This window comes from Pseudomonas sp. GW821-FHT02H09, from assembly GCF_059421425.1.
In genome coordinates this window covers 173,790-187,440 of the sequence record NZ_JBWKVA010000002.1, presented here as the reverse complement: position 1 = coordinate 187,440, position 13,651 = coordinate 173,790, and the positions used below count along the sequence as shown (strand labels likewise).

General features: G+C 58.1%; 12 protein-coding genes. All 12 read left to right on the top strand.

The genetic code is table 11. From position 1 onward, the window contains the following. Positions 1-14: 14 nt before the first annotated feature. The 12 genes from tssB (at position 15) to icmH (ending at position 13,646) form a co-directional block, all read left to right on the top strand. Positions 15-521: a type VI secretion system contractile sheath small subunit gene (gene tssB, locus AC07VR_RS03325; RefSeq protein ID WP_495010455.1), complete on the top strand. Its 507-nt coding sequence runs from the start codon at positions 15-17 to the stop codon at positions 519-521. 28 nt (positions 522-549) lie between these two features. Then, complete coding sequence (tssC, locus tag AC07VR_RS03320) at positions 550-2,025, top strand: type VI secretion system contractile sheath large subunit (protein WP_495010454.1); 1,476 nt, start codon at positions 550-552, stop codon at positions 2,023-2,025. A 14-nt stretch (positions 2,026-2,039) separates the two neighbouring features. Continuing rightward, complete coding sequence (tssE, locus tag AC07VR_RS03315) at positions 2,040-2,447, top strand: type VI secretion system baseplate subunit TssE (protein WP_494990928.1); 408 nt, start codon at positions 2,040-2,042, stop codon at positions 2,445-2,447. A 137-nt stretch (positions 2,448-2,584) separates the two neighbouring features. After that, positions 2,585-4,372, top strand: coding sequence for a type VI secretion system baseplate subunit TssF (tssF, locus tag AC07VR_RS03310; RefSeq protein ID WP_495010453.1), 1,788 nt, complete (start codon positions 2,585-2,587; stop codon positions 4,370-4,372). Beyond that, positions 4,336-5,343 (top strand): type VI secretion system baseplate subunit TssG, encoded by a 1,008-nt coding sequence (tssG, locus tag AC07VR_RS03305; RefSeq protein ID WP_495010452.1) that lies wholly within the window; start codon positions 4,336-4,338, stop codon positions 5,341-5,343. The genes tssF and tssG overlap by 37 nt, the downstream gene beginning before the upstream one ends. 6 nt (positions 5,344-5,349) lie before the next feature. Next, complete coding sequence (gene tssH / locus AC07VR_RS03300; protein WP_495010451.1) at positions 5,350-7,953, top strand: type VI secretion system ATPase TssH; 2,604 nt, start codon at positions 5,350-5,352, stop codon at positions 7,951-7,953. Positions 7,954-7,963: 10 nt separating this feature from the next. Beyond that, positions 7,964-9,481, top strand: a complete 1,518-nt coding sequence (locus AC07VR_RS03295) for a sigma-54 interaction domain-containing protein (RefSeq protein ID WP_495010450.1) — start codon at positions 7,964-7,966, stop codon at positions 9,479-9,481. Positions 9,482-9,574: 93 nt separating this feature from the next. Continuing rightward, a complete protein-coding gene (locus AC07VR_RS03290; protein WP_494990923.1) occupies positions 9,575-9,715 on the top strand; it encodes a type VI secretion protein in 141 nt (46 codons plus the stop codon). Between the two features lie 19 nt (positions 9,716-9,734). Continuing rightward, positions 9,735-10,934: a type VI secretion system-associated FHA domain protein TagH gene (gene tagH, locus AC07VR_RS03285; RefSeq protein ID WP_495010449.1), complete on the top strand. Its 1,200-nt coding sequence runs from the start codon at positions 9,735-9,737 to the stop codon at positions 10,932-10,934. A gap of 5 nt (positions 10,935-10,939) precedes the next feature. Continuing rightward, positions 10,940-11,440, top strand: coding sequence for a type VI secretion system lipoprotein TssJ (gene tssJ / locus AC07VR_RS03280; RefSeq protein ID WP_494990921.1), 501 nt, complete (start codon positions 10,940-10,942; stop codon positions 11,438-11,440). A gap of 2 nt (positions 11,441-11,442) precedes the next feature. Then, positions 11,443-12,774 (top strand): type VI secretion system baseplate subunit TssK, encoded by a 1,332-nt coding sequence (tssK, locus tag AC07VR_RS03275; RefSeq protein WP_495010448.1) that lies wholly within the window; start codon positions 11,443-11,445, stop codon positions 12,772-12,774. 5 nt (positions 12,775-12,779) lie between these two features. Beyond that, positions 12,780-13,646 carry a type IVB secretion system protein IcmH/DotU gene (icmH, locus tag AC07VR_RS03270; protein ID WP_494990919.1) on the top strand — a complete coding sequence of 289 codons (867 nt, stop codon included), beginning with the start codon at positions 12,780-12,782 and terminating at the stop codon, positions 13,644-13,646. Positions 13,647-13,651 lie beyond the last annotated feature (5 nt).

The following is a 13,651-nucleotide window of genomic DNA, read 5'->3' as shown; positions in this document are numbered from 1 at the left end:
CAAGGAGAAAAGCCATGGCCAAAGAAGGATCGGTAGCCCCTAAGGAACGCATCAACGTCACCTTCAAACCCGCCACCGGCGGAGCTCAGGAAGAGATTGAACTGCCGTTGAAGCTGCTGGCAATCGGTGACTACACCCACCGTGCGGACGAACGCAAGGTTGAGGATCGGAAGCCGATCAGTATCGACAAAATGACCTTCGACGATGTGCTGTCCAAGCAGGCGCTGAGTTTGACGTTGAGTGTGCCAAACCGCCTTCAGGAAGACAGCGACACCGAAGAACTGGCAATCAAGCTGCGGATTAATTCGATGAAGGACTTCAACCCGGCCAGCCTGGTTGAGCAAGTGCCTGAGCTGAAAAAGCTGATGGAACTGCGTGACGCGCTGATGGCCCTCAAAGGCCCGCTGGGCAATGCACCGGCATTTCGCAAAGCCATCGAAGGCGTACTTGCCGAAGACGCATCGCGCGGTCGCGTATTGGGTGAACTAGGTCTGCAAGCTGCCGTAATCCAAGACGCTTGAGTCCCCATCAGCCAAGGAAGCCAACATTATGAGCACACGTGTCGCACAGCAAAAAAACCATGAGAGCGTAGAACACAGCATTCTCGACAGCATCATTGCCGAGACCAGACTGACCAGGAACGACGATGCCTACAACATCGCCAAGCGTGGAGTGTCAGCCTTCATCGAAGAGCTGCTCAAGCCACAGAACAGAGGTGAACCGGTCAAAAAGGCCATGGTTGACCGCATGATTGCCGAGATCGATGCCAAGCTCAGCCGCCAGATGGACGAGATCCTTCACCACGAAGTGTTCCAGTCGCTGGAATCCGCGTGGCGTGGCCTGCAGTTGCTGGTCGAGCGCACCAATTTCCGCGAAAACATCAAGATCGAAATTCTCAATGTCTCCAAGGACGACTTGCTGGACGACTTCGAAGATTCCCCGGAAGTGATGCAGGCAGGCCTCTATAAACACGTTTACACCGCTGAATACGGCCAGTTCGGTGGTGAGCCGGTGGCCGCGATCATCGCCAACTACTTCATGTCACCGAGCTCGCCAGACGTCAAATTGATGCAGTACGTCGCAAATGTTGCCTGCATGTCCCATGCGCCGTTCATCACCGCGGCCGGTCCGAAATTCTTCGGCCTGGAAAGCTTCGCCGGGCTGCCGGACCTCAAGGATCTGAAAGATCATTTCGATGGCCCGCAATTCGCCAAATGGCAGAGCTTCCGTCAGTCCGAAGACTCGCGTTACGTCGGCCTGACCGTGCCGCGTTTCCTGCTACGCAACCCGTACGATCCGGAAGAAAATCCGGTGAAATCCTTCGTCTACAAGGAATCGGTTGCCAACAGTCACGAGCATTACCTATGGGGCAATACCGCCTATGCGTTCGGTACCAAACTGACCGACAGCTTCGCCAAATTTCGCTGGTGCCCGAATATCATTGGCCCGCAGAGCGGTGGCGCGGTTGAAGACCTGCCGTTGCACCACTTCGAAAGCATGGGCGAGATCGAAACCAAGATTCCGACTGAAGTGCTGGTCTCCGACCGTCGTGAATATGAGCTGGCGGAGGAAGGCTTCATCTCCCTGACCATGCGTAAAGGCAGCGACAACGCCGCGTTTTTCTCTGCCAACTCAGTGCAAAAGACCAAGAGCTTCGGTATCAGCGCCGAAGGCAAGACGGCCGAGCTGAACTACAAGCTCAGCACCCAACTGCCGTACATGATGATCGTCAACCGCCTGGCTCACTACTTGAAAGTGTTGCAGCGCGAGCAACTCGGTTCGTGGAAAGAACGTACGGACCTTGAGCTGGAGCTCAACAAGTGGATCCGTCAGTACGTGGCCGACCAGGAAAACCCGAGCGCCGAAGTCCGTGGCCGTCGCCCGCTACGTGCTGCCCAGATCATCGTCAGTGATGTTGACGGCGAGCCTGGCTGGTACCGCGTCAGCCTGAACGTGCGCCCGCATTTCAAATACATGGGAGCTGATTTCACTCTGTCGCTGGTTGGCAAACTGGACAAAGAGTAACCAGGAGCTGAGCTATGGCCGGATATGGCAGCCTTTTCGAACGCCTTGGTGGTGAAACCGACAAACGGGTCGGCTGGAGCCGCGAGGCTTGTGCCATGGCCTCGGTGGCTGCCCATTTGGCGAAAATGCTCAGCACCCGTGCGGGTAGCGTACAGACTCTGGCCGATTACGGACTACCCGATCTCAACGACATGCGCCTGAGCCTGCACGACTCCCTGAGCCAGGCCCGCCAGGCCATCGAACGCTTCATCGAAGCTTATGAGCCGCGCTTGTTCGATGCGCATGTCGTACCCCTGCCGCGCAATAACGATCAACTTCAGCTGTCGTTCAGTATCGAAGGCCAGCTGGAGGTTGATGGTTTAAAGCGTCAGGTCAGTTTCACCGCGCGGCTGGATGGCTGCGGTCAAGTCAGGGTGAGCTAAGGAGACTCCTATGTCCGGAAAAACACCGCTGCACGAGTCACCGACCCAGTCGCTTCCCCGCGTCCTGGTCATGGCACCGGGCCGATTGCGATTTACAGCACCCAGCCACGCAAAAACAGCATGCAAAGGTGACCCCCGTGTCTTTTAACCACTACTACCAAAGCGAACTCACCGCGCTTCGCCAGTTGGGTCGACGTTTCGCTGAGCGTAGTCCGGCATTGGCACCGTTTTTGGGGCAGGCCGGGCGTGATCCGGATGTGGAGCGGTTGCTTGAGGGGTTTGCGTTTCTGACCGGTCGCTTGCGCCAGAAGCTCGATGACGAATTGCCGGAGCTGAGTCATTCGCTGATGCACCTGCTGTGGCCGAACTACATGCGGCCGCTGCCGGCGTTCAGTATTTTGCAGTTCGATGCGCTGAAGCGTTCCGGGCCGGCATTGCTGGTCGAGCGCGATACGCCAGTGGAGAGCGTGCCGATCGATGACGTGCGCTGCCGCTTTCGCACCTGCTATCCGACGGAAGTGTTACCGCTGGATTTGACCACTCTGAAGTACTCGGTGAAGGGCGATGGTTCGCTGTTGAGCTTGCAGCTGGAGATGAGTTGCGATGGGCATATCGGTGAACTGAACCTGAGTCGCCTGCGGCTGCATCTAGCCGGCGAGCGCTATATCAGCCAGATGCTTTATCTGAGCCTGCTGCGCAACCTTGAAGGTATCCAGTTGATCCCTCTGGATGCGGCCAACAAGCCGATTAATGGCGTCAGCGGCGCGCCAATGTTGTTCAGCCTGCCGAGCGATCGGGTGCAGCCGGTCGGCTTTGCCGAAGAGGAAGCCTTGATTCCGTATCCGTTAAATACCTTCCGCGGATATCGCTATTTGCAGGAATATTTCGCCTTTCAGGACAAGTTTCTGTTCGTCGATTTGAACGGCCTCAATCTGCTCAAATCCCTGCCCGAAAATACCCTTAAGCAGATACGCGGCCTGGAGCTTCGCTTTGATATTCGCAAGAGCGGCATTCAGCGACTGCGTCCGACCCTGGACAACGTAAAGCTGTACTGCACGCCTATCGTCAATCTGTTCAAGCACGATGCCTTGCCGATCCGCCTCGATGGCAAGCAGGACGAATACCTGTTGCTGCCGGCCGAGTATGACCTTGGATACTGCGGGGTATTCTCGATCGAAAGTGTTACTGGCTGGCGTCCGGGCGGTACAGGATCTCAGGAGTACGTACCGTTCGAATCCTTCGAGCACGACCCAAGCTTTGATGTGCTGCAGAGCCGTGCGCACTACAGCATTCGTCAACGTTCCTCGTTGTTGCATGACGGTCTCGACACCTACCTCAGTTTCGGTATTCGCCGCACCGATGCCCAGGAAACCTTGTCCATCGAGCTGACCTGCACCAACCAGAACCTGCCGCGCCGACTAAAGCTCGGCGACATCTGCCAGGCCTGCGAAGAGACACCGCAGTTCCTCAGTTTCCGCGACATCACTCCTGCCACGTCGAGCTTCGCGCCGCCGTTGAATCGCGACTTCCTCTGGAAGTTGATCAGCAACATGTCACTCAACTACCTATCGCTGGCCAACGTCGACGCGCTCAAGGTGATCCTCGAGACCTACGACCTGCCACGCTACTACGACCGGCATGCAGAAAAGGTCAGCAAACGCTTGCTGGACGGTCTCAAATCGATCCGTCATCAACACGTTGACAGATTGCACCGTGGGTTGCCGCTGCGCGGATTGCGCACAGAGCTGACTATCGACCCGCAAGGGTACATCGGCGAAGGCGATCTGTTCGTTTTCGCTTCGATTCTTAACGAGTTTTTCGCTCTCTACGCCAGTCTCAATTCGTACCACGAACTGCGGGTAAAAAGCACAGAGGGAGAGGTGTACCAATGGGCGCCACGTATGGGCCTGCAGCCCCTGCTTTAAGCGAGCTGACCCGGGTAATACGCGAGTACTCGCTGTTTCAGGCCGTGCTGCTGGTGGTTGACCGGCTGCGCGTGGCCCACCCGCACTTGAGTGACGAGGAGCTCTACGACCAACTGGAATTCCGGGCTAACCCGAGCCTGGGGTTCCCCGGCAGCGATGTTGATAGCGTGGAGTTTTTCGAGGAGCACGGTGAACTGCGCGCGCGGCTGTGTTTCAACCTGATTGGCCTGGTTGGTTCCGGTTCGCCGCTACCGGCGTTCTACGGTGAACAGGCCTTGGGCAACAACCAGGACGACAACCCGACGCGCACTTTCCTTGATTTGTTTCACCACCGTCTGCAACGGCTGATGCTACCGATCTGGCGTAAGTACCGCTATCGAGCGAGTTTTCGGAGCGGTGCAATCGACCCGTTTTCCGAGCAGCTATTCGCGCTGATCGGTCTGGGTGGTGAAGACATCCGCACAGCCAGGGAGCTGAACTGGAAGCGTCTGCTGCCGTACCTCGGCTTACTCAGTTTACGCGCCCACTCGGCAGCGCTGATTGAGGCGGTACTGCGCTACTACTTCAAGCATGCGGAGCTTGTCATCGAGCAGTGCATCGAGCGCCGTGTGGAAATCCTGGAGGAGCAGCGCAATCGCTTGGGGCGCACCAACAGCAGGCTCGGCGAAGATCTGGTGCTCGGCGAGTGTGTGCGCGATCGCAGTGGCAAGTTCCGCATTCATATCCGTCAGCTCGACTGGCAACGTTTCCACGAATTCCTGCCGATTGGTTTCGGCTACCAGCCGCTGTGCGCATTGGTGCGATTCACCCTGCGTGACCCCTTGGACTACGACATTCGCCTGGTCCTGCGTCAGGAGGAAATCCGCGAGTTGCGTATCGGGGAGCAGAACACCTGTCGCCTCGGGTGGACCAGTTGGCTGGGCGGTGAACACGCAGACGGCGTGGTGATCCTGGGCAGTAAAACTCATTAAGGACGGATGACCATGATCAATGTAGACCTGCAACAACTTATCCAGGTGCTGGACGCCGAAACCCGTCGAGACCTGGAAGGTTCTGCCGAACGCTGTGTGGTTCGCGGCGGCAGCAAAATCCTCGTTGAAGACCTGTTGCTGGGATTGTTGGAGCGTCCGCAAGGTTTGCTGGCTCGGGCCCTGCAAGACGCTGATGTGAATGCTGGCGAGCTGATTGGGGCCCTGCAACCGCAACTCGAACACAGTGCTTCGCGTAACCCGGTGTTTGCTCCTGAACTGGTGCAGTGGTTACAAGATGCGCTGGTAGTGGCCAACCTCGAGTTGGGTCAAAACCAGGTCGAGCAAGCGGCGCTGATTCTCTCGCTGCTGCGCAACCCGATGCGTTATGCCGGTAGCCGTTATCAGCCATTACTGGCCAGGCTCAATATTGAACGTCTGAAGGATTTTGCCCTGTCCGAAAAGGCCGATCCGGCTGGCAAACCCACCATTGCGGGCGAATCGCTCTTGCAACGTTTTACTCACAACCTGACCCAGCAAGCCCGTGACGGCAAGCTTGATCCGGTGTTGTGTCGCGACGGCTCGATCCGCCAGATGATCGACATCCTCGCACGCCGCCGCAAAAACAACCCGATCGTGGTCGGTGAAGCCGGCGTCGGTAAAACCGCAATCGTCGAAGGCCTGGCTTCGCGGATCGCTGCCGATGAAGTTCCGCAGGTGCTCAAGGGCGTCGAGCTACTGTCGCTGGACATGGGCCTGTTGCAAGCTGGAGCCAGCATCAAAGGTGAGTTCGAACGGCGTCTCAAAGGCGTGATCGAAGAAGTCAAAGCGTCGCCCAAACCGATCATTCTGTTTATTGATGAAGCCCACACATTGATTGGTGCTGGCGGCCAAGCCGGTGGTTTGGATGCGGCTAACCTGCTGAAACCAGCGCTTGCTCGTGGTGAGTTGCGTACCATCGCCGCGACGACGTGGGCAGAGTACAAGAAGTACTTTGAGAAAGATCCGGCTTTGGCTCGGCGCTTTCAGCCGGTGCAATTGCACGAGCCCACCGTCTGCGAAGCCGTGACTATTCTTCGTGGCTTGGCCCAGGTCTATGAGAAGAGCCATGGCATCTACTTGCGCGATGATGCGGTGGTTGCCGCCGCTGAATTGTCAGCCCGTTACCTCGCTGGCCGGCAACTGCCGGATAAGGCCGTTGATGTCCTCGACACCGCGTGCGCCCGGGTGCGGATCAGCCTGGCTGCCGCGCCGGAAAGTCTGGAATGCATGCGCGGAGAACTGGCTGAAGGCGGTCGTCGGCGTCAGGCCCTGCGCCGCGATGCCGAGGCCGGTTTGCCGATCGATCAGCAAGAGCTGGACGCTCTGGAAGCTCGCTTGGCCGATGCCGAAGTCGAGCAGCAAGCGTTGGAAAAACGCTGGGGCAAACAGCGCAAGTTGGCTGAGCGTCTGCTGGAACTGCGTCAGCAATTGGTCAAGGCCCGAGAGGTCGAAACCCTCAAGACTGCAGTCGATCAGACGCAAAGCGTCGAAGCCCTGGAAGCCGCACTCAACGAAACCCACCGTACCCTGAGCGCCGCCCAGACAAGTGAGCGTCTGGTGCGTTTCGAGGTTTGCCCGCATCTGGTGGCGGAAGTGATCTGCGCCTGGACCGGTGTGCCGCTGGCGCAATTGGCCCGTGAGCACAATGCGAAGGTCGCAAGCTTCGCTAAGGACTTGCGCACGCGTATTCGTGGTCAGGAGCAAGCGGTCCACGCGCTGGACCGTTCGATGCGCGCCAACGCTGCTGGCTTGAACAAACCGGATGCACCGGCGGGCGTATTCCTGCTGGTCGGTCCTAGTGGAGTCGGCAAGACCGAAACCGCGTTGGCGTTGGCAGACCTGCTGTATGGCGGTGACCGTTTCATCACCACCCTCAACATGTCCGAGTTCCAGGAGAAGCACACCGTCTCACGGCTGATCGGAGCGCCGCCGGGCTACGTCGGCTATGGCGAAGGCGGGATGCTCACTGAAGCGGTGCGACAGAAGCCGTACTCGGTGGTACTGCTCGACGAAGTCGAGAAGGCCGACCCAGATGTACTGAACCTGTTCTATCAGATCTTCGACAAAGGTGTGGCCAACGACGGCGAAGGGCGTGAGATCGACTTTCGCAACACGTTGATACTGATGACCTCGAACCTTGCCAGCGAACGCATCAGCGAGCTCTGCGAGAACGGTACGCGGCCGACGGCCGAAACCCTCGAAGAAGCCATCCGCCCTTTCCTCAGCAAGCATTTCAAACCAGCGTTGCTGGCACGTATGCGGGTGGTCCCTTACTACCCGGTCAGTGGCCCGATCCTGCGTGAGCTGATCGAAATCAAACTGCGACGTTTGGGTGATCGTTTGCAACGGCGCCAATTGAGCTTCAGTCACTGCCAGGCGCTTGTCGAGCATCTGGTTGAGCGCTGCACCCAAAGCGACTGCGGCGCGCGGTTGATCGATCACATGCTGGATCTGCACCTGTTGCCGTTGGTGGCTGACCGGCTCCTTGACGCCATGGCCAATGGTGAAAGCCTTAAGCGCGTACATGCAACGTTCGACGCCAGCGCCGGCGTGACCTGCGAGTTCTCCTGAGGTGGGTGTGATGTTTACTCGAGTAGGGCAGCCGCTGGTCTATGCCGAAGCTTTGGTGGCGCAATTTACCAGCCTTTCCCGTGTGTCCGACTGCGCTACGTTGCTGGGTGACTTTGTGCGGGCAGCGGCCGAACTCAGTGCCTGTGAGTTGAGTCAGTTGTACTTGCTCGATGTGACTCACACTCACCTGTGGCTGAACGCCGAGTGCTTGCAGGGCACTCTGAAGCTACGGGAGGCCGCGAGCCTGCCGGTCGATTACAACGGCGAGCAGTTGCTGCAGTTCGCGTTGTGCCAGAACCGGGTAGTGAGCTTCAGCAACTTGAACGCAAGCCTCCACGAAACCAGTTTCTTGCCGGTGCAGGACGTACCGTGGCAGTCGCTGTTGTGCGTGCCCTTGGTCAACCAGCAGAAGGCTGTTCAAGGGCTGTTGCTCTGTGTCAGCTGCGAGCATGTCGACTTACAAGGTTTTGCTGATTCACTTGGGCAATTGGGCTCGTTCGTTCTGGCGCAGTTGCACCTGCTGCAAGGTTTGCGTCGACCAGCGGGCTATGTTTCGTCGACACCCAACGTTATCACGAATGCCAGTGGTTACGGGTTGATCGGCAGGAGCCCTGCCATGCACCAGACTTTACAGCTGATCAGCAAGGTTTTGCACAACCCCTACACCGTATTGCTACGTGGCGAGACCGGGACTGGCAAAGAAGTGGTTGCTCGCGCCATTCACGATTGTGGACCGCGGCGCTCCCGGGCGTTCATTGTGCAGAACTGCGCGGCGTTTCCGGAAAACCTGTTGGAAAGTGAATTGTTCGGTTACCGCAAAGGAGCCTTTACCGGCGCCGATCGTGACCGCGCCGGGCTGTTCGATGCGGCTAATGGCGGCACCTTGCTGCTGGATGAAATCGGCGACATGCCGATGTCTCTGCAAGCCAAGTTGTTGCGAGTGTTGCAGGAAGGCGAGATTCGTCCGCTGGGCTCCAACGACACCCATAAGTCCGACGTGCGCATTCTCGCTGCGACCCACCGTGATCTGTCGGTGTTGGTGGGCGAGGGTAAGTTTCGAGAGGACCTGTATTACCGCCTGGCGCAGTTTCCCATCGAATTGCCGGCATTGCGTCAGCGCGAGGGTGACATCCCCGATCTGGCCAGGCATTTCGCCGACAAGGCCTGCGCTTTTCTGCAGCGTGACCTGGTGCGCTGGTCCGACGCAGCGCTGGATCGCCTGTGCGCTTATGACTTTCCAGGCAACGTGCGCGAGCTCAAAGGGTTGGTGGAGCGTGCGGTGTTGCTCTGCGAGGACGGGGAATTGCTGGCCGAGCACTTTTCGTTGCGCACCGACGTTGTGCCGCAAGCATTCAGCCTGAATCTGCGTGAACGTCTGGTACAGGTCGAGCGCAGTCTGTTGCTCGATTGCCTGCGCAAGAACGGAGGTAACCAGACCCTGGCGGCCCGTGAACTGGGCTTGCCGCGCCGCACTCTGCTGTATCGCCTCGGACGCCTGAATCTAAACCTTGGCAATTTTGAGGGTTAGCAACGCGTGCTGATTTCAACCCGATTTTTCGCTCTTCGCAGAGTCGCCAACCAGGTCGACGCTGTCAGCATTGTCTTTCCATGGAGCCACCTGATGTCTGTTCGCCACTGGCAAACCGTCCTGCTGATCCTCGTCGTTCTAAGCAGCCTCGGCGGCTGTAACGGCAACTACAAATTCAACGACAACACCTATCGCCCATTGGGTGATCCGCAGACGGTCAATCGCGGTCAGTGAGCGCAAGGAGCATGATCATATGGAACTGGTTTTTGAAATGCTGAACACCCAGCAGTTTGTGCCCACGCAGGCGAGTAGCAAAACCTTCACGCAGGCCGGCGGCGTGATAGGGCGTGGAGAGGATTGCGACTGGATCATTCCAGACCGCAAACGTCACTTGTCCAACCATCATGCGTTGATCAGCTATCGCGACGGAGCTTTCTTCCTGACCGATACCAGCAGCAACGGTATTCAGACCCGTGAAACCGGTGAGCGCCTGCGCAAGGACGAAGCCCGACGTATCGAGCATGGCAGCGTCTACATGCTGGGGGATTTCGAAATCCGCGCGCGGCTGGTCCGCACTCCAGAGATCTACGAGGCTGAAGTCGGCTGCCCGCAGTCTGCGGGGAGCACCATTCCTGACGATGCCTTCCTCGACCTCGACCCGGTGAGTGCGCTCGACCAGCAGGAGCAGGTGTACTTGGAGCTCGATGAGTTCACCGAGCTCAATGCGCCGCGCCAAGAGTCGAAACAGTGCGCCGATTATGCGCGCATCGACATGGAAAGCTTGATCGTGCCCGAGCTGGTCTCGGCGCCGGAAGAGGCAGCGCCTGCGTCAGCATCTAAGACGGTGGAACTGCAGAGCGAAGGTTTCTGGCAACATTTTGGCGCCGCGCTGGGGGTCGATCTTGACTCTCTTGACCACGAGCGCCGCGAAGCCCTGGCGATTAATGCTGCGTGTTTGCTCAAGCAAAGCATTGGTGGTTTGCAGCAGAGTCTGCACACCCGTAGCGAGCTGAAGAATGAACTGCGTCTGGCGTTGACCACCGCTCAGGGCACCAGCAAAAACCCGCTGAAATTTGCCGCGGATGCCAGCGAAGCGCTGGGCGTTCTGCTGCAGCCCAACAAGCCGGGCCAGTTTCCGGCCGAGCAAGCCATCGCCCGGGCCTTCCGCGACCTGCAGGCGCATCAGGTGGCTTTGCTTGCCGCCAGTCGTGCGGCGATACGCGGCGCCCTCGAACACTTCTCGCCGCAACAGCTGACCCTGCGTTTCGAGCGCGACGGCCACCAGCCGCTACTCGCCACTTCGGGCAACCGCTGGAGAGCCTATGGTCGTTACCACCAGGCGTTGTGTCAGGACCATGACTGGTGCGAGCGCCTGTTGGCTCGGGATTTCGCTCAAGCCTACGAAGAACAGATCCGCCTGATCTCCACCCTCCACACTGAACACCAAGGATGATGCGAATGTCTCGCTTCTCGACCGTTTTACTCAAAACACTGACTGCGCTCGTCGCTCTGGTGCTACTGGCCGGTTGCTCGTCGCTTTCGCCGTATTCCAGCATGACCAAGCTGGACCTGAAGCTGACCGCCAGCGACCAGGTCAACCCGGACCTTAACGGCCGACCTTCGCCGATCGTGGTACGACTGATGGAGCTCAAGCATCCGGTGGCTTTTGAGAACGCCGACTTTTTCAGTCTCTACGAACGCGCCAGGGAATCCTTGGCGCCGGATCTGGGAGCCAGCGAAGAGCTTGAGTTGCGCCCCGGGGAAAGTGTCGAGCTCAAGCTCAGCCTCGAGAGTGGTAGCCGTTACGTTGGGGTGTTGGCGGCTTACCGTGACCTGCCTGAAACCAAGTGGCGCTATGTGGTTCAGGTCACCCCGGTGAAACTGACGGAGGCCGAGTTGACTCTCGATCAGGCCGGTATCCACAACAACAATAAAACGTTCGCCAAGGCGGATGACTGATTATGAGTGTGCATAAAGTCATTTGGCAGGAAGGCATGCTGTTGCGCCCACAGCATTTCCAGCACAACGATCGTTACTACGATAACCAGATGAAAACCCGTACCCAATTACTGGGTAGTTACATTTGGGGTTTTCTCGGGCTTGAGATCGACCTGCAGTTCCTCAACATGGGCAAACTGGTGATCAGCCACGCCTGTGGAGTCTTGCCCGACGGAAGCCTGTTCGAATTGGGTGGCAACACCGAGCCACTAGCTCTGGATGTACCGCCGAATACAGGCAATACGCCGATCTATCTAGCCTTGCCACTGGTGACCGGCAACCACATCGAATCCCGTCGCCCGGAGCAGTCCGACGTGCTGGCGCGCTATACCGCCTATGAGGCACAAGTGGCCGACTCCAACGCGGGTGATGACTTCAGCTGCCAGGTCAGCTGTGCACGTCCGGATTTTCGCCTGCTACTCGGCGAGCAGCAGAGTGATCAGGCCTACGTGAAGCTGAAAGTCTGCGAAGTCCTCAACACTACACCAGACGGCGTGATCAGTCTCGACCCGGACTTCGTTCCGACTTTCATTCACACCCATGCTTGCGGTTACCTGCTGTCGTGTCTCAAAGAAGTCATCAGCATGCTTGGCCACCGGGGCGATGCCATTGCTGAGCGGATTCGCGCCAACGGTAAGGTCGGCGGTGCGGAAGTCGGCGACTTCATGATGCTGCAATTGATCAACCGGACCGAACTCGTGCTGCGTCACTACTTGAGCCTGGAACACGTACATCCGGAGGAGTTGTATCGCACGCTGCTGTCGATGCTGGGTGATCTAGCGACGTTCGCCAGCGACAGCAAACGCCCGAATCTGGACAGTCGTTACCTTCATAGCGACCAGGGCGCGAGCTTCCGCAAACTAATGGAGGCGATCCGTCAGGTGCTGTCGATGGTGCTTGAACAGCACGCCACCGAACTGGCGCTGCAAGCCCGTCAATACGGGATTCTGGTGTCGCCGCTGCACGACCACAAACTGCTGGGTTCGGCGTCGTTCGTGCTGGCGGCCAGTGCCAACTGCGATGGTGACGAGTTGCGCCATCGTTTACCGGCGCACCTCAAAGTAGGCCCGGTAGAGCGCATTCGCCAACTGGTTAACCTGCACCTGCCAGGCATCAAGGTCAAACCCTTGCCCGTGGCTCCGCGACAGATTCCGTTTCACTCGAACAAAACCTATTTCATCCTCGAACTCAATTCCGAAGACTTAGTGCAACTGGGAGGCTCCGGTGGCTTCGCCTTTCACGTGTCTGGTGAATTTGCCGAACTTGAATTGAAATTCTGGGCCATCAGGAACTGAACGATATGATCAAGGAAAACGATCACCAGCTCGACGACAAGACAGTCCTTCTCGATCGTCAAGGTCACGACCCTGCTTTAAGCCCTCTCACCGACTTTGCTGTGCCGCCGCGTATCGAACAGCTGGAAGAGCGGATGATTTATGCCGCGCGTCTTCGCCCGGCGGAGGTGTTCAACGTCAGCCTCAACTCGTTGGTCGCGGCGGCTTCCGAGCTGCTGTCGGAAGTAGTGCGGCTCAAGCACAGCAAGTCTGGCGAAGACATGCGAAGACTTCATGAGCGACTGACCAACAGTCTGAAACAGTTTGAGGTTCTGGCGCTGCACAGCGGTGCTGAGAGTAGCCAGGTAATGGCCGCCCGTTACGTCCTCTGCACTGTGGCCGATGAAGCGGTGGTCACGACATCCTGGGGCAACGAAAGCGAGTGGGCGCAGATGAGCCTGCTCAGTAGCTTCCACAACGAAACCTTCGGTGGTGAAAAATTCTTCCAAATGCTCGATCGGCTGTCGAAGAGCCCGGTCAAGCATTTGCCGATACTTGAACTGATGTACCTGTGTCTGTCGCTGGGCTTCGAAGGCAAATACCGGGTGATGACCCGCGGAGTGCTGGAGCTCGAGGGTGTTCGCGACGCCTTGTATCGACAGATTCGCCAGCTGCGCGGTGACGTTTCCCGTGAGCTGTCACCCCATTGGGAAGGTATCAGCGATCAGCGCCGCAGGCTGGTGCGCATCGTGCCGTGGTGGATGGTGGTGCTGTTCACGGTGGGTTGCCTGGCAATGATGTATTCGGGTTTCTCCTGGGTCCTCGGCGAGCAGCGTGAGACCGTTCTGCAACCCTATCTGCAGCTTGATCCGGCCGTGGTTCAACCTCGTTAATACAG